Source organism: Kitasatospora atroaurantiaca, from assembly GCF_007828955.1.
Taxonomy (GTDB): domain Bacteria; phylum Actinomycetota; class Actinomycetes; order Streptomycetales; family Streptomycetaceae; genus Kitasatospora; species Kitasatospora atroaurantiaca.
The window spans coordinates 3,148,514-3,169,345 of record NZ_VIVR01000001.1 but is presented as its reverse complement, the minus strand read 5'-3'; the positions used below and the strand labels follow the sequence as shown (position 1 = coordinate 3,169,345).

Annotated in this window: 21 protein-coding genes and 1 pseudogene; 12 read left to right on the top strand and 10 right to left on the bottom strand. The window is 68.6% G+C overall.

Translation table 11 applies throughout. The annotated features are described in order from the left end of the window. The 5 genes from nuoK (at position 1) to htpX (ending at position 6,597) form a co-directional block, all read left to right on the top strand. Positions 1-372 carry an NADH-quinone oxidoreductase subunit NuoK gene (gene nuoK, locus FB465_RS14595; protein WP_145790930.1) on the top strand — a complete coding sequence of 124 codons (372 nt, stop codon included), beginning with the start codon at positions 1-3 and terminating at the stop codon, positions 370-372. Continuing rightward, the gene (locus FB465_RS14590; RefSeq protein ID WP_145790928.1) at positions 369-2,396 is read left to right on the top strand and encodes an NADH-quinone oxidoreductase subunit 5 family protein; all 2,028 of its coding nucleotides are present in this window, start codon (positions 369-371) and stop codon (positions 2,394-2,396) included. Before nuoK ends, FB465_RS14590 begins: the two co-directional genes overlap by 4 nt. A gap of 55 nt (positions 2,397-2,451) precedes the next feature. Then, positions 2,452-4,005, top strand: a complete 1,554-nt coding sequence (locus FB465_RS14585; protein ID WP_145790927.1) for a complex I subunit 4 family protein — start codon at positions 2,452-2,454, stop codon at positions 4,003-4,005. 76 nt (positions 4,006-4,081) lie between these two features. Beyond that, entirely contained in the window at positions 4,082-5,617 is a 1,536-nt protein-coding gene (locus FB465_RS14580) for an NADH-quinone oxidoreductase subunit N (RefSeq protein WP_145790925.1), read from the top strand. Between the two features lie 116 nt (positions 5,618-5,733). After that, positions 5,734-6,597, top strand: a complete 864-nt coding sequence (gene htpX, locus FB465_RS14575) for a zinc metalloprotease HtpX (RefSeq protein WP_145790923.1) — start codon at positions 5,734-5,736, stop codon at positions 6,595-6,597. Between the two features lie 3 nt (positions 6,598-6,600). On the opposite strand, the gene FB465_RS14570 is transcribed toward htpX, so the two are convergent. After that, positions 6,601-7,047 (bottom strand): DUF7144 family membrane protein, encoded by a 447-nt coding sequence (locus tag FB465_RS14570; RefSeq protein ID WP_246192666.1) that lies wholly within the window; start codon positions 7,045-7,047, stop codon positions 6,601-6,603. A gap of 163 nt (positions 7,048-7,210) precedes the next feature. On the opposite strand from FB465_RS14570, the gene FB465_RS14565 reads away from it, so the two are divergent. Together FB465_RS14565 and FB465_RS37495 are read left to right on the top strand one after the other, a co-directional pair. Then, positions 7,211-7,699, top strand: a complete 489-nt coding sequence (locus FB465_RS14565; RefSeq protein WP_170290587.1) for a YcxB family protein — start codon at positions 7,211-7,213, stop codon at positions 7,697-7,699. A 60-nt stretch (positions 7,700-7,759) separates the two neighbouring features. Further along, positions 7,760-7,882 (top strand): annotated as a pseudogene (locus FB465_RS37495) (YccF domain-containing protein); the annotation flags it as partial. On the opposite strand, the gene FB465_RS37940 reads toward FB465_RS37495, so the two are convergent. After that, positions 7,866-9,830: a recombinase family protein gene (locus tag FB465_RS37940; RefSeq protein ID WP_145790917.1), complete on the bottom strand. Its 1,965-nt coding sequence runs from the start codon at positions 9,828-9,830 to the stop codon at positions 7,866-7,868. The pseudogene FB465_RS37495 and the gene FB465_RS37940 sit on opposite strands and share 17 nt — an antisense overlap. Before the next feature lie 213 nt (positions 9,831-10,043). Continuing rightward, positions 10,044-10,790 carry a replication initiator gene (locus tag FB465_RS14550; RefSeq protein ID WP_342791882.1) on the bottom strand — a complete coding sequence of 249 codons (747 nt, stop codon included), beginning with the start codon at positions 10,788-10,790 and terminating at the stop codon, positions 10,044-10,046. Positions 10,791-10,982: 192 nt separating this feature from the next. On the opposite strand from FB465_RS14550, the gene FB465_RS14545 reads away from it, so the two are divergent. Then, positions 10,983-11,261: a hypothetical protein gene (locus FB465_RS14545; protein WP_145790914.1), complete on the top strand. Its 279-nt coding sequence runs from the start codon at positions 10,983-10,985 to the stop codon at positions 11,259-11,261. A gap of 342 nt (positions 11,262-11,603) precedes the next feature. Here the strand turns inward: FB465_RS14545 and FB465_RS14540 are convergent, their stop codons facing one another. From FB465_RS14540 to FB465_RS14520, 4 genes are all read right to left on the bottom strand, one after another. Beyond that, on the bottom strand, positions 11,604-12,080 hold the full coding sequence (locus tag FB465_RS14540; RefSeq protein WP_145790912.1) for a cupin domain-containing protein: 477 nt from the start codon (positions 12,078-12,080) through the stop codon (positions 11,604-11,606). Between the two features lie 765 nt (positions 12,081-12,845). Further along, on the bottom strand, positions 12,846-13,142 hold the full coding sequence (locus FB465_RS14530) for a hypothetical protein (RefSeq protein WP_246192665.1): 297 nt from the start codon (positions 13,140-13,142) through the stop codon (positions 12,846-12,848). 457 nt (positions 13,143-13,599) lie between these two features. Continuing rightward, entirely contained in the window at positions 13,600-13,953 is a 354-nt protein-coding gene (locus tag FB465_RS14525; protein WP_145790907.1) for a hypothetical protein, read from the bottom strand. 151 nt (positions 13,954-14,104) lie between these two features. Beyond that, positions 14,105-14,578, bottom strand: coding sequence for an ATP-binding protein (locus FB465_RS14520; protein WP_145790905.1), 474 nt, complete (start codon positions 14,576-14,578; stop codon positions 14,105-14,107). A gap of 175 nt (positions 14,579-14,753) precedes the next feature. Between FB465_RS14520 and FB465_RS14515 the strand changes: the two genes are divergently transcribed. From FB465_RS14515 to FB465_RS14505, 3 genes are all read left to right on the top strand, one after another. Continuing rightward, positions 14,754-16,046, top strand: a complete 1,293-nt coding sequence (locus tag FB465_RS14515; RefSeq protein ID WP_170290586.1) for an NsdA family TPR-like regulatory protein — start codon at positions 14,754-14,756, stop codon at positions 16,044-16,046. A gap of 17 nt (positions 16,047-16,063) precedes the next feature. Continuing rightward, positions 16,064-16,825: a creatininase family protein gene (locus FB465_RS14510; protein ID WP_145790901.1), complete on the top strand. Its 762-nt coding sequence runs from the start codon at positions 16,064-16,066 to the stop codon at positions 16,823-16,825. A gap of 81 nt (positions 16,826-16,906) precedes the next feature. Continuing rightward, complete coding sequence (locus FB465_RS14505; protein ID WP_145790900.1) at positions 16,907-17,308, top strand: YccF domain-containing protein; 402 nt, start codon at positions 16,907-16,909, stop codon at positions 17,306-17,308. 116 nt (positions 17,309-17,424) lie between these two features. On the opposite strand, the gene FB465_RS14500 is transcribed toward FB465_RS14505, so the two are convergent. Further along, positions 17,425-18,405 carry an SPFH domain-containing protein gene (locus FB465_RS14500; RefSeq protein WP_170290585.1) on the bottom strand — a complete coding sequence of 327 codons (981 nt, stop codon included), beginning with the start codon at positions 18,403-18,405 and terminating at the stop codon, positions 17,425-17,427. A gap of 216 nt (positions 18,406-18,621) precedes the next feature. Here FB465_RS14500 and FB465_RS14495 point away from each other — a divergent pair, with 216 nt between their 5' ends. Next, positions 18,622-18,942, top strand: a complete 321-nt coding sequence (locus FB465_RS14495) for a YccF domain-containing protein (RefSeq protein ID WP_425461177.1) — start codon at positions 18,622-18,624, stop codon at positions 18,940-18,942. A gap of 33 nt (positions 18,943-18,975) precedes the next feature. On the opposite strand, the gene FB465_RS35805 is transcribed toward FB465_RS14495, so the two are convergent. Both FB465_RS35805 and FB465_RS14485 read right to left on the bottom strand, forming a co-directional pair. Beyond that, the gene (locus FB465_RS35805) at positions 18,976-19,713 is read right to left on the bottom strand and encodes a hypothetical protein (protein ID WP_170290436.1); all 738 of its coding nucleotides are present in this window, start codon (positions 19,711-19,713) and stop codon (positions 18,976-18,978) included. A 312-nt stretch (positions 19,714-20,025) separates the two neighbouring features. Next, complete coding sequence (locus tag FB465_RS14485) at positions 20,026-20,826, bottom strand: alpha/beta fold hydrolase (RefSeq protein ID WP_170290584.1); 801 nt, start codon at positions 20,824-20,826, stop codon at positions 20,026-20,028. Positions 20,827-20,832: the final 6 nt, after the last annotated feature.

Sequence of the window (20,832 nt, the reverse complement as noted above, 5' to 3'; positions counted from 1 at the left end):
ATGCACCTCGTCTACCCAGCCGTCCTCGCCGCGCTGCTGTTCTGCGTCGGCGTCTACGGCGTGCTCGCCCGGCGCAACGTCGTCCTGGTGCTGATGTCCGTCGAGCTGATGCTCAACGCCGTCAACCTGAACCTCGTGGCCTTCGACGCCTGGCTGCGTGACTCGCTGCACGCCGGCCAGGCGCTCACCCTCTTCACCATCACCGTGGCCGCCGCCGAGATCGGACTCGGCCTCGCCATCGTCCTGCTGGTCTTCCGGACCAGGGGCACCGCCGACATCGACCGCCTCACCGCGCTCGGCGACCCGTCCGAGGCGCTGGCGGACGTACCGAACCAGACCTCCGCACCGGAGAAGGGCCAGGCCGTCGCATGAACCTCGCCCTCCCCGCGCTCGTCCCCACGCTGCCCGCGCTCGGCGCGGCCGCCACGCTGGCCACCGGCCGGCGCGCGCCCGGCTTCGCCCGGCCGCTGGCGATCCTCCCGGTGGCCACCTCGGCCGTGCTCGCACTGGTCGTCGCCCTGCAGCTGGGCACCGGCCAGAGCCTGGACGCCTCCACCCGGCTCACCCCGACCGGCGGCCCCGACATCTCGCTCGCCATCCACCTGGACGGCTTCAGCCTGCTGATCGCGGTACTGGTCGGCCTGGTCGCCACCTGCGTCCAGGTCTACTCGACGGCCTATCTGAAGGACGACCCGCGCTACCCCTCGTACGCGGCGCTGGTCTCGCTCTTCACGGCCGCGATGTTCCTGGTCGTCTACTCCGGCGACCTGATCGTGCTGCTGGTCGGCTGGGAGGTCATGGGCATCTGCTCGTACTTCCTGATCGGCCACCACTGGGAGACTGCCGACGCCCGCTCGGCCTCGCTGAAGGCCTTCCTGGTCACCAAGCTCGGCGACGTCCCGTTCCTGTTCGGCATCTTCCTGCTGGGCTCGGACGCCGGAACCTTCAAGATCAACGGCGTGCTGGACGCGGCGGTGGGCGGACGGCTCGGCCACCCCACCCTGATCGCGCTGCTGCTGCTCGCCGGTGTCGCCGGCAAGAGCGCACAGTTCCCGCTGCACACCTGGCTCCCCGACGCGATGGCCGGCCCCACGCCGGTCTCCGCGCTGATCCACGCCGCCACCATGGTCGCGGCGGGCATCTACCTGGTGGCCCGACTGCTGCCGGTCTTCCTGCTCTCCGGCGCCGCGCTCGTGGTGCTGTCGGTGATGGCGGCCGTCACCATGATCGGCTCGGCGCTCTGCGCGCTGGCCCAGGACGACCTGAAGCGGGTGCTCGCGTACTCGACCGTCGGTCAGCTCGGCTACATGGCCGGGGCACTGGCCAGCGGCTCCCGCGAGGCGGCCGTCTTCCACCTGGTCAGCCACGGCGCCTTCAAGGCCCTGCTCTTCCTCGCCGCCGGTGTGGTCATCCACGCCGCGCACACCAACTCGCTCTCCGCCATGTCCCGGATGCCGGGCCTGCGGGGGCGCGTCCCGGACGCCTACTGGACGATGGGCATCGGCCTGGTCGCCCTGATCGGCCTGCCGCCGTTCTCCGGCTTCTTCAGCAAGGAGGCGGTGTTCACCGCCGCCGAGCACGCCACGAACGGCGAGGCCCTCACCAACGGTCTCGGCCCCGCCTCGGCGGTGCCCTCGGCCGCCGGGTGGATCGTGCTGGTCTCCGCCGCGGTGACCGCGCTGCTCACGGCGGCGTACGCGACCCGGCTCTGGCTGGTGGCCTTCCACGGCCGCTCCGCCGCCCCGGCGCCCGCCGTCGCCCCCGGCAACGGCCACGCGGCCGAGGCCCCGTACTCGCCCGAGATCGACGAGGCCGACCCGGCCAAGGCCGAACCGGCCGCGATGCGCTGGCCGCTCTGGGTGCTCGCCATCCCGACCATGGGCTTCGGCGTCACCGGACTCCGGGGCGACTGGCTGCCCGCCCTGCTGGACGGCGGCTCGCTGCGGCCCTCCACCGAGACCGCCGTGATCGGCACCGGCCTCGCCCTGGCGGGTGTGCTGATCTCGTACGCCGCCTGGCGTGCCGTCACCGCCCGCGCGGCCAGGCCGGCTCCCGCCGAGCGGGTACCGGAGCAGGCCGGACCGCCCCTGGTGGAGACCCTCCCGGCGGACCCGGGCCGCACCCTGCTCGGCCCGCTGTACCGGCCCGCGCAGCACGGCTTCTTCGTCGACCGGCTCTACAGCGCGCTGTTCGTCCGCCTGACCATCGCCGCCGCGCGGCTGGTCGCCTTCCTGGACCGCGAGGTCGTCGAGACCTACGTACGCGGGGCGGGGAACGGCGCCAACGCTCTCGGCTGGATCGTCCGCCGGGCACAGAACGGCAACGCCCAGGCCTATCTGAGCGCGCTGCTCGCCGGTGTCGTGGTGCTCACCGTCCTGGTGGCGGTCGGCTCATGACCCTCACCTCACCCCGCCTCACCCTGTCGACCGCAGCACGCACTTGGAGCCCCCGATGAACGCAGTCCTCATCGCCCTCCTGCTGCTGCCGCTGCTCGGCGCCGCCGCCACCCTGCTGCCCGCCGGGGCCGACCCTGCGGCCGCCGACCGGCGCGCCCTGCGCCTCGGCACCGCCGCCACCGGTGTCGTGCTGCTGCTCACCATCGTGCTCGCCGCCGGTTTCGACCAGGACGAGCCGGGTCGGATGCAGGCCGTCACCGATGTGCGCTGGATCCCGGCCATCGGCGTCCGCTTCCACCTCGGCGTGGACGGCATCTCGCTGCCGCTGATCGTGCTCACCGCGCTGCTCACCTTCCTCTGCGCGGTGTACTCGACCAAGAGGCTGCCGAACGGCGAGGGCGCCCCGAGCGCCCGCTCCTTCGTGGGGCTGCTGCTCCTCCTCGAGGTCGGCATGCTGGCCACCTTCGCGGTGCTCGACCTGGTGCTGTTCTTCCTGGCCTTCGAGATCGTGCTGATCCCGATGTACTTCATGATCGCCCGCTGGGGGAGCGGGCAGAAGGTGCCCGCCGCCAACCGCTTCATCCTCTACACCCTCCTCGGCTCCGCCGTGATGCTGCTCGGCTTCCTGCTGATCGGTTTCAAGGCCGGCACCTTCGACATGACCGAGCTCGCCGCAGCCCACGGCAAGGGGCTCAGCCACAGCACCCAGGTGATCGCCGCGCTCGCCATCGGCCTCGGCCTCGCCGTCAAGGCCCCGGCCTGGCCGCTGCACAGCTGGCTCCCGGACGCGCACACGGCGGCCCCCACCGTCGGCTCCGTGCTGCTCGCCGGTGTGCTGCTGAAGATGGGTACGTACGGTCTGGTCCGCGTCCTCCTCCCGGTGGTGCCGGACGGCACGGCGACGTTCGCCCCCTACCTCGGGGCGCTCGCCGCCGTCGGCATCGTCTACGGCTCGCTCGCCTGCCTCGCGCTCGCGCGCCCGGGTGCCAAGGGCGACCTCAAGCGGCTGATCGCGTTCTCCTCCGTCGGCCACATGGGCTTCGTGCTGCTGGGCATCGCCTCCCTCACTCCCGCGGGCGTCAACGGCGCGCTGTTCGCCAACATCGCCCACGGCCTGATCACCGGCCTGCTCTTCTTCCTCGTGGGCGCCCTCAAGGACCGCTACGGCACGGCGGACCTCGACACGCTGTCCGGCGCCACCGGGGCAGCCCTCTACGGCCGGGCACCGCGCATCGGCGCGCTGCTCGCCTTCGCCGCCGTCGCCAGCCTCGGCCTCCCCGGACTGGCCGGCTTCTGGGGCGAGCTGCTCGCGATGTTCGGCGCCTTCGACCCGGCCGCCGGGCTCTCGCGGCCCGCCTTCGTGACGTACATGGTGATCGCCGGTCTTGGCACCCTCCTCACCGCCGCGTACCTGCTGGTCGTCGTGAAGCGTGTCTGCATGGGCGACCCCAAGCAGCCCGCCATCGCCTCCGAGGTGCCCGACCTCCTCCCGTACGAGGCCGTCAGCTGGACCCCGCTCGCCGCGCTCACCCTGCTGGCCGGGCTCTGGCCCGCCCTCCTCCTCGGTCTCTCGGACCCTGCCGTCAAGCACCTCCTCGGGGGTGGCTGACCCCATGCTCAGCGTGCACGTCAGTACCCAGCTCAGCTCCGCACCCGGTCCTCACGATCTTCTGGGGCAGCCCGCCATGACCTCCCTCGCCGTCACGAACCCGGGCAGCCTCATCCAGTCCGTCGACTGGGTGGCCATCGCGCCCCCGCTGATCGCCGCCCTGGCAGCGCTGGCCGTCCTGGTCGCCGACCTCTTCCTCCCGGCAGGCCGGAAGAAGGCCCTCGGCCGGCTCGCCGCAGCCGGACTCGCCCTCGCCCTCATCGCACTCCTCCCGCTGGTGCATGGTCACGCTCGGTCGACCTTCTGCCTCCGGAACGTAACAGGCGCCACCGACAACGCGGCGTGCTCCTACGTCGCCGACCACTTCACGCTGGTCTTCCAGCTGCTCGCGCTCGGCGGCGCGCTGATCACCGCGCTGCTCTCCATCCACACCGTGGACGAGGAGAAGCTGCCCGGCGGCGAGTACTGGTTCCTGCTGCTCAGCAGCGCCACCGGTGCCGCCCTGCTGCCCGCCTCCCGTGACCTGGCGACGCTGATCATCGCCCTGGAGGTCGTCTCGCTGCCCGCGTTCGCGCTGGTGGGCCTGCGTCGGGACGGCCGGGGAGCGGAGGCCGCCCTGAAGTTCTTCCTCTCCTCCGTCACCGCCACGGCCGTGATGCTGCTCGGCGTCAGCTTCGTCTACGCCGCCACCGGCAGCCTGCACCTGTCCGTGATCGCCGACGGTCTGGCCCACGCCCCCGCGCAGCTCAAGACCCTCGCCGAGGCGGGCGCCGCGCTGACGCTGGTCGGCTTCGCGTTCAAGGTCGCCGCCGTCCCGTTCCACTTCTGGCTGCCCGACACCTACACCGGCTCCCCGATCCCGATCGCCGGTTACCTCTCGGTGGTCAGCAAGGCGGCCGGTCTGGCCGGCCTGGCCCTGGTCACGACCATCGCCTTCCACACGTACGCCCACACCTGGGGCCTGGCGCTGGCCGTGCTCGCCGCGGTCACCATGACGGTCGGGAACGTCGCCGCCCTGCGCCAGCGCGGCGACACCCCGCACAGCGCCGTCCGCCTGCTGGCCTGGTCCTCCATCGGTCAGGCGGGCTACCTGCTCGTCCCGCTGGCCGCCGCCGGGTACGCCGGGGCCACCGAGCCGATCGGTGCCACGGTCGCGTACGCGCTGATCTACGGCGTGGTGAACCTGGGCGCCTTCGCGGTGGTCGCCGTCGTCGCCCGTACGGCGGGCAGCCGACTGGACGACTACCGGGGCCTGTTCGCCCGCCGCCGCTGGACGGCGCTCGCGCTCGCCTTCTTCCTGCTCTGCCTGGCCGGGCTGCCCCCGGGCGTGATCGGCCTCCTCGGCAAGGTCGTGGTCTTCCGCGCGGCGATCGACGCCGGTCTCGGCTGGCTGGCCGTGGTGATGGCGGTGAACGTCGTGATCGCGCTGTACTACTACCTGGTCTGGACGGCCAAGCTCTTCGCACCGGCCGGCGCCGACGTGGCCGAGGTCGTCGAGCACCGCCTGCCCGCCCCGCTGACCGCCACCCTCGGGCTCACCGCCTTGGTCGCGGTCGTCCTCTCGGTGGCCCCTGAGCTGGTGCTCCAGGTGGTCGGCGGCAGTCTGTTCTGACCGGCCGGCCCGCCCGTACGGGTGCACAAGGGAACGAAGACGGCTCATCCTTCCGTTGATCTCAGCAGAGGGATGAGAAGAGAAGGCTTCCCACCGCACCACTTGGAGGGCCTGCCGTGCACCGCCAGCACAACGGGTTGAGGACGGCCGTACTGCTCGGCGGCCTGTCGGCGCTGATCCTGGTGATCGGCAGCTTCTTCGGCCGTACCGGCTTCGTGGTGGCCCTGATCGTCGCCCTCGGCACCAACGCCTACGCGTACTGGAACAGCGACAAGCTCGCCCTGCGTGCCATGCGGGCCCGGCCGGTGAGCGAGATCGAGGCCCCGCAGCTCTACCGGATCGTCCGCGAGCTCTCCACCTCGGCCCGCCAGCCGATGCCCCGCCTCTACATCTCCCCCACCCCGGCGCCGAACGCCTTCGCCACCGGCCGTAACCCGCGCAACGCGGCGGTCTGCTGCACCGACGGCATCCTGCAGCTGCTGGACGAGCGAGAGCTGCGCGGTGTCCTCGGCCACGAGCTGAGCCATGTCTACAACCGGGACATCCTGATCTCCTCGGTGGCCGGCGCCCTGGCCTCGGTGATCATGTTCCTGGTGAACTTCGCCTGGCTGATCCCGTTCGGCCGCAGTGACGACGAAGAAGGCCCGGGGCTCTTCGGCATACTCGCCATCATGATCCTCGGCCCGCTCGCGGCCGCCCTGATCCAACTGGCCGTCAGCCGCTCCCGCGAGTACCAGGCCGACGCGGACGGCGCTCGGATCACCGGCGACCCGCTGGCCCTGGCGAGCGCCCTGCGCAAGCTGGAGCTCGGCACCCAGCGGCTGCCGCTCCCGCCCGAGCCTCAGCTGCAGACGGCCAGCCACATGATGATCGCCAGCCCGTTCCGCCCGGGCGAGGCCGGCTCGCGGCTGTTCTCGACCCACCCCCCGATGGCGGAGCGGATCGCCCGTCTGGAGCGGATGGGCGGCTACCGTCGCTGACGGTCAGGCCGGTTCCTCGCGGTACACGCACAGCGCCCAGAGGATGAACGCGTCGATCGCGATCACGACCAGCGTCCAGATCGGGTGGTACGGCACGAAGAGGAAGTTGAACACCAGGCTGATCGACACCACCGCGATCCCCGCCACCCGCCCCCACCCCTGGCCCATGAGCACCGCCACCCCCACCGCGGCGACCACCGCGCCGAGCGCGATGTGGATCCACCCCCAGGACGTCAGGTCGAACTTGAAGGTGTAGTTGTGGGTGCGTACGAAGACTTCGTCCTTGGCCACCGCCACGATCCCCTGGAAGATCGCGAGCAGGCCGTTGACCACCATCATCACCCCCGCGAACAGGACCAACCCGGTGACAAACCCCGTGTTCCGCCCCGGCCCGCCGGGATCCGGGACGGGGCCTGACGAGTTGTAGGACCGACCGGACGCCTGGGACATGGCTGCCTCCTGCTGAGTGCACGGGCTTCGGAAAGCTGACGATTTGTCGGTTATGCGAAGCCTATGGACCTTCCGTGCCCCCGCAACCCGTCGTGAGCGGTCCCGCGCCCTCGGGTACTCTGGCGCGGCTCCCGCTCATCCCATCGAGATCGGCTCCCACTCCGTGGACATCACCGCCACCTTCCAGATGACCGCCCGCGAGTACCGCAGTGCGATACGCAACTCCCCGGCAGTGCGTGGCGCGATGATCATCGGACTGCTCCTGGCCGGGTCCGGTCTGCTCAGCCTGCTCTCCGGCGATCCGAAGACGTGGCTCGTCTACTACGGCATCGGCGTCCCCGTGTTCATGGAGGTGGCTGCCGTCCGCCTGGCGAGTCGCAAGAGCGCTGCACTCCTCGCCGAGCCGTGGACCGTCCGGGTCACCGAGGAGACGTACACCCTGCGGACCGCAGCGAGCCAGGCCGAGGTCGGCTGGAGCGTGTACCGGGAGGTCAACGACCGCTCCGGGTTCTGGTACCTGCGGCAGCTCAACGGTGCGTCCGGATTCCTCCCGAAGCGAGCCTTCGGCGACCCTGAGCAGGCCGAGCTCGCCGACTTCTTCGCCCGTCGGCTGCCCCCGCGAAAGAAGCGCTGGTACCGCCCCTTCGCCTGATGGAGGGCCGGCAGGGCCGGTTGGCAGGCAATCGCCCGAGGTGCGTGGGAGGCTGGTCCCATGAAGGTGATCGGCTTCGTTCTGAACGTCCTCTGGCTGATCTTCTGCGGCATCTGGATGGCCATCGGCTACGCCATCGCCGGGATCATCTGCTTCATCCTGATCATCACCATCCCGTTCGGGACAGTTCCTCGGGTGTCAGCATCACGCGCGGGTCGATCCGCCCTTCGATTCGCATAGGGGGCGCGAGGTCAAGGACGGGAAGCGCGACTCGCTCCACCTCAGACAAGGCAGTGTTGACCGCAGCCCAAGTGCAGTCAACAGACCACTCGTTGAAGTACTTCGAAGCGGTGCTGGTCGATCCGTACTCCTTTCGCAGTTCGGACCAGGAGGCGCCCGTACGGGCTTTGGCAAAGATCGCCTCCACCGATCGGCGCACCCTTCCGCGACGACCTTCCGGAAGCAGCGGCGCAATCAACTCCCAATCATCGTCCGACAAGTCGGATGCGGGTGCCTCCAGGCCGGCGGAGCGATACCAGGCTTGAACCGTGCAGGCCACCCCACCCCGCCGCATCGGCACGGGTCCCTCGATGAACACCCTCACGTCGAGGAGTGCCAGGATCTCGCCCTGGTGCTCGGGCGTCATGTCAACCAGCTGATGCCGAGCCATTTTCGCGAGCCGCTTGAGGTCCTGGGCTCGGCGGTGCGTGTCCTCGATCTCCGCCAGCCAGGCCGTCGCCTCTGCTCGCATCTCCTCCAGTTGCTCCAGCTCATCGTTCAGAGCCTTGGTCGCTGCAGCGATGGCGTTGGGCGACTGCCTCTGCTTGGCGGAAGCCACGATCACGGCGGCGATGGAGGCGTTCATGTCGTCGATCTGGCCGTCGAGATCGGCGATCCGAGCCGCATGTGCGGGTTGGTCGCCGTGCGTCATGCCAACCCACTCGGCCGCCAGCTTCCCGAGGCGCTTGGCGTTTCCGAGGAGCGCGACGACCTCGGTCCACACCCGGTTCTCGACCGCCTCAGCATCCACGTACGAGCAGTCACAGACCCGCTGGCCGGGGACCTGTTCGGTCTTTCCGCTGCAACGGTAGTTGCGGCGCCCGTTGCGCATGGATTCGCGGCTGGCCCCGGTGTAGGGGGAGTTGCACAGGCTGACCAGCCGACCGGTAAGCGGGTAGAACGCTTGGTTGCGGTTGCTCTTGTTCGCCCGTGCGGCGACCTTTGCGCAGAGCGCCGTGGCCTCCTCGTCGGTCAGGATGCGGGGGAGTGAGATGGCGACCGCCTCACCCCAAACCGGCCTGCCGTCGGCGTCGGTCCGCGCGTGCTCACCACGGAAGACCAGCTCGCCAGCGAGCACGGCGCGGGACATGATCCGGTCCCGAAGGTTGGCAAGCGACCACGGACGGCCCGATCGGGTCCTGAGCCCGTCGGCATTGAGCCGAATTGCCACCTGGCGGAGGTTGAGTCCTCCGGTGACCACCATCGCGTACACGCGACGAATGACCTTCGCCTCATCCTCGTCCACGACGAGGTGCGAGCGGCCTTTCTGCCCCTTGTTCTGGATGTAGTAGCCGTACGGGGGCCGTCCTCCGATGTGCGGCGATCCCTCAGATTCCGCCTTTTCCTGTAGTCCTCCCTGAGTGCGATTGCGGATGGTCTCGTACTCGGTTTCGGCGTAGTCGGCTTGCCTACGCATCTCCCGACGCCCTTCCGAGGTGGTGTTGTCGATGTCACCGTCCACGATGGCGACGAAGATGCCCATGTCTTCGAGGGCCCAGACCCAGCGCCAGAATGCGCGTCCGGTACGCCCGATGGCCCGCCCTTCGTTGACCACCACCACGTCAAAGGGACGTGGCGCCCGGACCGCGTCCTCCATGAGGCGCTTCAGATCCGGCCGATCGGCCGCCTCCAGGCTGCCGCTGACACCCTCGTCCCTGTAGGTATCGGTGTGGGACCAGCACTTACGGACGATATGGGCGGCGGTCTTCTTACCCTGGCTGGCGATGCCGTAGCCGCGCTTCTGCTCTTCGGTGCTGACCCGGAGGTAGTCCACCGCACGCAGTACGGATGCTGCCGTCGCCCGTCCGACCACGCCGGTCGCGCTGTGCAGGAGTGTGCTTCTATTGGCCATGTCGACTCCAACTGGTCGGCCAGCCCCGGGACGGTTGCAGCCGTCGCCGGGGCGCATTGTTAACAGCAGCCTAGTCGCGAATCTGACGCTTCATCCGGTCTCGCTTGAGTTGGTTGGACTGTTCGACCTGAGGAACGAACAGCAACCGGAGTAGCCGTGCACTCTCCTCTGGAGTCAGCTGTTTGCTCGGCCGCCAAATGACCTTGACCGGCGTCATGCCAGCTTCCTGAGGGAGTCCCGCTCCGGGTGATTACCATTGGCCAGCTCTTGCCGGGCGGTCTCGCGGTTTGTGGTGAGGTCTTCGGCGATGCCTGCGGCGATGAGTGCTTCGGCGGGGGTGTGGCCGGTTCCGACGAAGCGCCAGGTCGCCTCGGTGGTGGTGCCGTCGTCCCAGTCGGCGAACAGTTCACGGGCGCCGGCCAGGGTGCGGGCGTGTTCGGCGCGGTCGGCGCGGAGTTGTCCGTATGTGGTGGAGTAGGCGCGGGTCTTGGTGAGGCAGTGGCCCCGGTATCCGAGCATGTGGGCCCAGGCCCGCAGCCGCAGGTGTTCCAGCTCCGGGAGGCCGCCGAGCCGCCACGCGGTCGAGATGAGGGCCCGGACGTGCGGCGTGACGCGCAGCGTTCGGATCTCCGCCCAGGAGTCGATGCGTCGATCTGCTGCCCCGGCGGCTTCCACGCTCTTGCTGGTGTATTTGGCGACATAGGCCGCCACGGCCTCGTCCGTGATCCGGCCGCCGTCCCCGTCGGTGAGCGGGTGCGCGTCGAGCTGGGTGCCGAAGCGCAGCCGCACATCTCCGTACGCGGCCGAGTCCGGTGGTGCCAGCGCCACGACGGACGCCGCCGAGCGGACGGTCTCCAGGAGGAGATCTGTCGTCGCCCATGCCGGGGGCGGGGAGCTGGGCCCGTCGGGGAAATGGGCATTGTGACCGGTGGCGTGATCACCGGCAGGTGTTCGAAGGATTCTGCACCGGGTGCGGACCGAGGTGAAATGGCGTGACCTGCCCGGTGGTTCATGCTGTGGAAACAGTCCACGAGCCGTGTTGCTACGGCGCCGGAGCGATCCTGGATAGCCCCTTCGCCGGAATGCGCCCGCGCCCCGACATCACCCGCTTGGAGTGTATTCAGTGTTCGTGCACGATGTAACAATTTAAGGATGACACTTACAGAGGTATGGCGTGACGGTTGGACAGGCGGCTGGACGTCTATGGTCCCGTTCACGCTGAACGGCACCCAGCACCTGCTGTCGTACAAGAACGGAGACGGTACGGCGGCACTCGACCGCATCAACACGGACGGCTCATTGGCCTCGGTGTGGCGTGACGGTTGGACAGATGGCTGGACGTCTATGGTCCCGTTCACGCTGAACGGCACCCAGCACCTGCTGTCGTACAAGAACGGAGACGGTACGGCGGCACTCGACCGCATCAACTGAGGTGCCCCGAGGTTCCCGGACAGGCCATGATGCATCGCGACCAGTCCCCCGCCAAGCGCCGGTCGCCGGCCGGGCCCCGGACAATCCGCTGCGGGCAGTCCGCTGCGGGCACCGGGCAAAACCACAGGGGCCGTCGCATACCTTCTTCACTTGCTCAAGGGCGGCGCTACCGCGCCGCCGGGCGGCCCCTGCCGCCCCGGCCGGGCATGCGGCCTGCCGGCCGTTCCGGGCCGGGCGGCCAGGCCGCCCCCGCACAACCACCGCTCGACCGTACTGGCGCACCAACGCCCCGTACCGCCGGGTATCCCGGGCGGGCGGGGCAGGCCACGGAGCAGGACACGATCAGCTCTCCGGCTTCGGCCTCATCTGGATGCCGTGCCGCGCGCCAATCTCCGCGAAACGTTCGTAGTCCGGCGGTTCGGTGGACGGAGTGGGCAGTTCATTCGCTGTGGCGGGCTCGCCTGCCTCGGCGAAGAACTCCTCGATATACCCACCCGGCGCGTAGATGACCAGGAGGCGCGACGTCTCAAGCGGCTCGAATCTCTCCCAGGTTCCTTCGGGAATGTGGAAGAAGGATCCCGGGGCGCCCTCGATCGTCTCGTTGTTGATGTAGTAACGGATCCTGCCCTCCAGGACGCAGACGCTCTCGGTCCCGGGGTGGGTGTGTGGCGGCGGTCCCCAGCCGGCGGGAATCGTCATCTCCATGACGGTCAACGCGCCACCGGTCTCGTCGGCGGACGCCTTCACCGTGTACAAGCCGTTCAGCACCCAGAACGACCTGCCCTCTCCCTGCTTGAGCGCCACGGTCTTCTCTGCCATGGGAAAACACCTCCTCTCCCTGTTGGCTCTCTCCTTCCAGCGTCCGGCCCTCGACCACCCACCGCAACCCCCGACGCGGCCAGTGCCACCGTAGGCACCGAGCGTGTTCAGTCCCACGCTGCCACCGGCCACGGCTGGGGCCAGATCCGAAAGCACTAGCTCGATCTTCTCGCTGAATATCCCTCAACAATGCGCCACTGCCGCCGACTTGCACATGGACACAGGTGGCAGTGATACTCGCCCGCCCGTCCGCAGCCGGTGGGGCCGCGTCGTGGCCAGTCGGATGACGAGCGTGGTGAACAGGCGCTGAATCTCGTTGCAGGTGAGCGGGATCAGGGCAGCAGGCCACCTCCGAAAGCTGACACCCGGCACCCCGGCGCCCAATACTCCAGCCGTAGATCGTGATCTTCATGCCTCATTCGCGGCTTGTCGGTTGTAGTGACTGGCCTGGGCGCGGACTTGGTGGCGGCGGCGCCAGCCGGACCAGCCGAGGGCGGCAGGGGCTGCCGCGTGGTGGCCGGGGGCGGACGGCAGTGGGAGGCTTTAGGCACCTTGCCGGGCCGGGGCCCGCGTCGGGCAAGACCGGGGGGCCACTCGGCCAAATTGCGGTCAGGCCCAGAAGCCTGCCCGATTCGCGAAGCAGCTTACGGCCCCCCGGACATGCCCGACCCCAGCCCCGCAAGGACACCGCCCAAACCCTTCCCCCGCCGGCCGCGTGCCCACGCTCGCCACCTGCCACCCGAGCAGAGCAGGGCCGATGCGGCCTCAGGCCGACTCGCGGCGCGCCTCCTCCACGGCCAGCTGCAACAGCTCGCCCAACCGGTGCCAGCCGTACGGCACACCGACCAGGCGCACCCAGCCCTGGCCATGGGCATCCGTGTCCGCCACCGCCCGCAGGTGCCGCCGGTCCACCCCACACGCCGCGAGCACCTCGTTCAGCTCATCGGCCGCATCCCGGGCCTCACGCCACCCCGCCGCATAGTCCACCCCCGGCAGCCACACCCACGCATCCGGGTCCAGGTCCGCCGCCAGCTCCCCGAAAACGCCGTCGTCCCCGTCCAACAGACCGTCAACTCCCCTGATCGACAACCGAACCAGCGCCATCCGTGTACAGACATGCCGAGGAGCCCGGTACCATCGGCACCGGGTTCCAACCCACCGGACCACCCCCACCCCGCCAAGGATTCGGGGTGGTCCGGCAAGTCTTCAGTTGTGATCGCCCACGTCAGCGCCGCTCAGCCGCCAACTCCCCGCCCGGGCTCACACCCGAAGATCCGGCGGAACAGCTCCGCCTCACTGGGCATCGGCAGCGGACCACCGATCCCGAGATCTCGCAGCCCGATCCGATCCGTAAGCCGCCGAAGGGCCGCCTCCCTGCACCCGGGCTCCGCGCACCGCGCCTCCACCCGCTCGTGAGCAGCACGCCGGCGCGCACTGACCAACCGCACCGGCCTGGAGAACTGCCCGTGCAGGCCCCACCACATGTCCAGCCGCAGCCACAGACCCCTAAGCCCCCGAGTCACCGCGCGGCCGCCCAACTGGCGGCCTTGATCCGCACGGAATGCCCGACCCATCGCGCCCCGCCGCCCGACCCGTCCACCAGGTACACCGTCAGCGACCACGCACCCTCACGCTCCAGACACCGCGTGATGTACTCAGCAGACCCAACACCGGTCAAGCAGCACGCAACGTAACTCCGCTGCTGCTCACCGATAGAGAAGCCCCGCACGGCGGCCAGCAGCACTCTGGCAGCGTCGGCCACCGAGGCAAACGGCGTGACCGGCATGACACCCTCGATCTCAGCCGTGACCGCGTGCGGGTGCGGCACCGCCACAGCGCTCAGCAGACCGCCGGTCCTGGCGAGGCCAGTCACGCCGCCACCTCCCCAGCCCGGCGCGGGTGACGACGGTGCACACCGACCGACCGGCCACCCACGACGATGAACCGCGCCATCCCCGTTCGCAGCCCCGCGCCGCAGTAGTAGCAGCGCGCCACCTCCACCCAAACCGAGCGCCCGATCCACCTCATGACCCACCCTCCACAGGACCAACCACAGCCCACACCAACTTCCCGACCCCACCCGGACGCGGGCAGCAACCCCACGCCACCGCAAGCAGCTCGACCAGTCGCAGGCCCCGCCCCGACTCCTCATCACCGCCGACCTCCGGCCGCAACACCGGCCGCTCCTCGCTCGCGTCATGCACCTCGATCCGCAACCGGCCATCACTGGCTAGAAGCCGGACCGCGATCAGCCGACCAGGCGAGACGCGGGCATGCTCCACCGCGTTCGTAACCAACTCTGTGAGCACCGACTCGGCAGCGTCGAGCAGTTGCCCACCGCCACCAACGTCGGCGAGGAACTCCCGCAGCCGCTCCCGAGCCACGCCGGCCGACCTCCGGTGGCGCGGCAACCAGTAGCCCCGCTCGTTAACCGTGTTCGGCGGCTTGAGCAACGTCACGCCGCTGCCGGAGATGTTGCTGGAACCGATCACGCCCATACCGCCCTCCTGAAGCCCGCTTTGTGCTCACCCGGTCGTCCGGGTGCGTGACTTCAGGATTGCCAAGCGGAAGAGCGGAGACGTACCCACCCTGATTACCCAATGTGGGTAAACTCACAGGTAATCAACTTGCCGACAGGCAACGGAAGATCGTCCACGCTACGAGGGGACACCCATGGCGGACGCCGGAATTCCGCACAGGCTGCCGCGTGCCCTTCTGGCCGACCCCGAGATGATCGCGGCTTGCAGAGCCCGGAAGTTCTCCACCGTCTTCCGCCTGCTCAAGCAGGCCGGGATCTACCCGTCAATGATCGCCAGGGCGTGCGACCTGACACCGAGCCGGGTTGGCGAAGTGATCGCAGGAAACCGCAACATCGAGAAGATCGATCTTGTGGAGCGCATCGCCGACGGGCTGCACATCCCCGGACACATGCTCGGCCTGGCTACCCGAGGATGGGAGCAGTCCGCCCGGCCCGCCACGGCAACCAACGCGATCACCCACGCCCTGCCCAAGCCCACGTACTCTGCGGCAGTTCCGAGCCCGCTCATCGAGCCCGAGTTCTTCGCGTCCCAGATTCGGGCCATCATGCCCAGCCACTACAAGGCAGCGAATCTGTTCGGTTCCCGGCATGCGCTCGACCCGGTGGAGCGGCACGTCAGGTCGATCGACCGCCTACAGGAGCACACCGCCGGCCCGGTCCGGGACGATCTGCTCACCCTTGGCGCGCGGATTGCGGAGTTCCTTGGGTGGCTGCATCAGGATCTCGGAGACTTCACCCAGGCCACCTACTGGTCAGACCGCGCGATGGAGTGGTCCCAGGAGACCGGCGACGATCTCATGACCTCCTATGTGCTCTTCCGGAAGAGCAACCAGGCCACCGCCCGCCGGAACCCGCAACAGGCCGTCAGCCTCGCGCGGGCTGCGCAGCGGGTCTCTGGAGTGACGCCGCGAATCCGAGCCCTTGCGGCGCAGCAGGAGGCGCAGGGCCACGCTCTCATGGGCAACCCGAAGTTCGCTCAGACGAAGTTCGACGAGGCGTACGAGCTTGCCACCGCACCGGACGAGCCCGAAGACGACGACGCCCTGGACACGGCCTACTGCACCCCGACCTACGTCGAGATGCAGCGGGCAAACTGTTGGATCGAGCTTGGCGACCCACAGCGCGCCGCCCGAGTCTTCGAGGCCGAGTTGGCCGTTCTCCCACAGGTCTACCGCAACGACCAAGGCGTCTACCTCTCGCGACTGGCACGCGCCTACGCGACCGCAGGCGAACCTGAGCAGGGGGCCGCAGCAGCCGACCGAGCCCTGTCGATCGCACTGGACACCGAATCCGCGCGGGCGATCGGCGAACTGGCCGCCGCCGGCCAATCGCTGCTGAAGTGGCGTGATGTTCCGGCTGTCGCAGCATTCTCCGACCGCCTCACGCTTGCCCGCAGTGCGGTCGTCCCTCGCCCTCGAACGAGCTGATGGGAGAAGCTGGGATCATGGACGCACTGATCACACAGGCCACTTCCGCCGACGAGCGCCGCCGAGGCTCCAAAGTGGCTGTCCTGCCCATTGGGAGCTTCGAGCAGCACGGCGCGCACCTGCCGCTCACCACTGACACCGTGATCGCGAGCGTGATCGCTCAGCGCATCGCCACCGACTACGATCTCTTCCTGCTCCCTCCCATCACGATGGCATGCTCCCACGAGCACTCGACCATGCCCGGGACCGTCAGCATCAGCGCCGCCACGCTCTACGCAGTGGTCAACGACATTTGGAAGTCCCTCCAGGCATCCGGCGTACCCGGCCTGATCATCGTCAACGGCCACGGAGGCAACTACGTGCTCTCCAACGTCGTCCAGGAGGCCAACACCACAGGGCGAAACCTGGCCCTCTTCCCCGTCCGGGAGGACTGGCACCAGGCCCGCACAGACGCCGAGCTGGAGAGCACGGGCACCGAGGACATGCACGGCGGCGAGCTTGAGGTCTCCCTGCTGCTCCACGGCGCGCCGCACCTCGTACGCGACGGGATCGAGCAGGACGACCACTCCGCCCCCGAGCGCCCCCACCTGCTGACGCTGGGCATGGCCGGGTACACCGAGAACGGCATCATCGGCAAGCCGTCCCTGGGAACAGCTGCCAAGGGCAAGGCCGTACTCGACAGCCTCTCGCGCTCAGCGGCTGCCCACCTGTCGGTGCTCAGCAAGGCTGACGTACCGGTCCCACAGCTGACTGCGCCAGAGATCAATGTTGGCGAGTAGTCGTCCCGATCGAGAGTCGTCCAAGCGCCATCCGGACGCAGATCACGCGCGGTCGCGCGAGGCACATGGGAGGCTGTTCCTATGAAGGTGATCGATCTGGTCCTGAACATCCTCTGGCTGATCTTCTGCGGCATTTGGATGGCCATCGGTTATGCCATCGCCGGGATCATCTGCTTCATCCTAATTATCACCATTCCATTTGGAATTGCTTCATTTCGTATTGCCGGATATGTCCTGTGGCCGTTCGGGCGGACGACGGTGGAGCGACCAGATGCCGGCGCGGCGTCGTGTATCGGCAACGTGATCTGGCTGGTGTTCGCGGGTTGGTGGCTGGCGCTCGCTCACATTGCGACGAGCATCCCGCTGTTCCTGACTATCATCGGGATCCCGTTCGGCTGGGCGAACTTGAAGATGATCCCGATCTCCCTGATGCCGCTCGGCCGTGAGGTCGTCTCCACCGACGAGAGGTTCGGCGGTCGCTGAGATCTCCAGCACGGTGGCACCTGTGCCGACACAAGGCGACGCGAGGCGCTCCCATCCGGGCGCTGGGAGTGAGCTAACTAATTCTCCAATGCGAATGGAGAAGTCCGGCTGGATTATCAGGTTCCGAGAAGCTGGCCGAGTTGGGCAATCAGGTCGGCTGTAGCTGTTCCAGCTACTGCGATGGCTGCCGGACCAGCCGTGGTCTTCATCCGCTCCCATGCCTGGCGCATGAGGCCAGCGTCAGGTTCACGCCTTTCCGCATCCGCGGCCACCAGCTCGCCTTCGATTACCTCGGCGTCTGCGATTATCGAAGGCGCTGTCAGCCTTCCTGCTTGGCTCGCCATCCTCAGTTCTGCGAGCAGGGTAGTAATCACATCACGCGCCTGCTGCCAGCCGAGTTCGCCGCCCTGTCCGTAATTGGCCTGATGGTTACGGTCGCCCTGCTGAATGTTGCCGCCTGATATTTGTTGCCGCTCGATCTTCCAGTTACTCATTGACTCGAACCCGCCGTTCGCCTGGTTGGATATCTGCCCGCTGACATTCATGACTACGTGTGAGGCGTATACCTGCGCTGACGCTCCGCCGTGGTCGGCGACCACGGCGGCCTCATCCTCATGTTCGGTGACCTCGATCGTGCCTAGGGTGAGTAGGACTTCGTGGAGCGTTAGCCCCCAGCGGGCTGCTCGCGGTTCGAGGGCTTGGCGAACCTCTCCAGCAACTTGCTGAAGTGACATTCGCGCATCGGCGGCTGCAAGGTTGGAAAGCGCATATGTGAGTTCATATAGGGTGTGTCGCTCAAGTGCCTGAATGTATGAAGCCGTGCTGTAGGTAGCTTTTACTGGATCGGTGACGCTGTATTGAATCGTCAATTCGATCGGCATGGCGGAGCCATCGTATGTTGAGATCACATACAGTGGGAACGGGACGGTCTGCTCGCGAAGGTCAATTCGATTTCTGACTGTGTCTGCAAGTGGAGTGATCGTGTTGAATCCTGTGAATAGCGTACGACTATACTTGCCGAAACGCTCAACTATCGCGGCAGATCCGGTCGGTATTACCTGAATGCTGGCTAACTGCCATGCGTAAGTTGCCGCCAAACCCGCACTTGCTGCGACAGTGCCGCCTGCCACCCACATGTACCGCTTCCGCCCCCAACCCATCCCCCCAGGATGGCCTACATCGCAGGCACGTACCATGAGTTCGGCAAAATCCGGTTTGCGCTGATACCCACATCCGAACTCTCAAGCCCCGTCCGTGGTGACGGCTTCTAGCTAACGCGGTTCAGGCCAGGGTCAGCCGGAACCTGATCGGGCTTGCTGCGCGATCCTGCTCCTCGGGAAGCGATCCCGTTCGGCATCGCCGCGTTCCGAATCGCGGGGTACGTCCTCTGGCCCTTCGGGCGGACGACGGTGGAGAAGCCCGACGCAGGGGCGCCGTCCTGCATCGGCAATGTGATCTGGGTGATCTTCGCGGGCTGGTGGCTGGCGCTCGCTCACATCGCGACGAGCATCCCGCTGTTCCTGTCGATCATCGGGATCCCGTTCGGCTGGGCGAACCTCAAGATGATCCCGATCTCCCTCATGCCGTTGGGTCGCGAGGTCGTCCCCACAGACGAGAAGTTCGGCGGCCGCTGAGTCCGTTCCGAGGTCCTTTGGATCCGGGCGGAGTCAGCCGGTGCGCACTGCCGTGACGGTGAAGCGTTCGACGGAGGAGATGTGCCCGCCGGTGGACGCGACGATCGTCAGTACCGGGTCGTGGGCGCCGGAGAACGACACGGGCGCGTGCCAGGGCTCGCCGCTCCCGCCCGCCGGGAGGCAGCAGAAGCTGCCGAGCGGGGCCGTGGAGGAGGGCTGGCGCACCTGAACGCGGATGCTCTCGTCCACACCGGTGATCCGGCCGCCGGTCTGGACCGGGGAGTGGGCGACCGAGCCGTACGCGGGCATGGTCAGCGAGAACGTCGTGTCGTCCGTGCCGACGACCTCCCACGGGGCGTCCGGGTCGGTGCCGTACCGGACGAGGTGGATGACGGCTGCGGTGCCGCGGGCGCCCTCGGGCGTGCTCAGGCCGACGCCGATCCGGGCGTCGCGGCCGCTGACGGTGTGTGAGGAGACGCGGCTGACGTCCTGGAAGCCGAGGTAGCCCTGGGTGAAGGAGAGGGCGGTCTGGTCCGGGTCGAGATGCCAGGGCTGGTGGCCGCCGGAGTGGAAGTCGCGTTCCCACGCCTGGGCTTGGGCGAGCGTGCTGAACGGCCACAGTGGCTGGAGGAGCGCCGAGCCGAGGGGCGGGGTGGTGCCGCCGGGCTTGGGTGTGGGGGGTGCGGGTGTGCTCGGCGCAGTGGGTGTGGGCGTGGGCGTCGGGGCGGACGTGCTCGGAGTTGGGGAGGTTGCCGTGGATGTGCTCGGCACGGCAGACGGTGACCCCGTGGTGGAGGGGTGACCGCCTGAGCTTCCGCAGGCGGTCAGCAGCATGCCGGTCGCGGCCGTTGCTGCGAAGAGTCGGGTGAGTCGGAGCCGGGTGTTCATGGTGACCCCAGGGAATCGGTACCGAGCGTTCGACACCGTCTGTGTGTTCATGGTGCCACCGGCCCCGCCTCGGCGGACCAGGTGACAGATGACCCGCAGGTGGCTGAGGCTGGTCCGCTCAGCCGCTGAAGCGTTCGACCGCCACCCTGGAGGACGCCGCCGCTCGGGCTCCCGGTTCCCAGGACCGGCCGGACCTCAGCCGAGGGCCACCTGGGCGACGAGTTCGGCGACCCGTGCGGGCTGGTCCGTCATCACCATGTGGCCCGCGTCGGGGATGGTGACCATGGTGACGCGGGGGCTGGCCTCGAGTGCGTCGTGCTCCTCGTCGGTCAGGCCGACCTCGTCGCGGTCGCCGCGGACGACCCAGGCCCGCGCACCCGACTCGCGGAGCCGGGGGACCAGCGAGCCGTGGTGGTCCAGGTATTCGAAGTAGTGGCGGGTCATCCGGCGGCAGAACGCCGGGTCGTTCTTCTTCAGCTCGGCGATCAGGGTCTCGCGACGGGCCGAGGGCAGGCTGTCGGCCATCGCGTGGGGTGTCATCCACAGCATGGCGGCCCAGGTCAGGGCCCCGATGCCGGGCAGGCGCCCGAGGCGGTCGGCGACGGCGAGCTGCTTGAACTCGTCAGGCCGGGAGAACGCCGGGGACAGCAGCACGACCGGGCCGGTGAAGTGCCCGCCGGCCACCATCTCCAGGGCCAGGTTGGCGCCGAGGCTGTGGCCGACCACGACCTCGCAGCCGCGTTCCGCGGCGAGGGTGCCCAGGAGCGCCGCGTAGTTCTCCATGCTCAGGTCCTGCGGCGCCGGGGTGCCGGCGAAGCCCGGGACGGTCGTGGCCACCAGCCGCACCGGCGCGTCGGCCAGCGCCGGTTCGGTGATCAGGTCGTCCATGAACGCCGTGCTGCAGAGCCCGCCGGGCAGCAGCAGCACGCTGCGCGTGGCATTGGCGGGCCCGAACTCGTGGATGTCCCATGCCTGGAACTCCTCGGTGCTGTTCACGGTCGG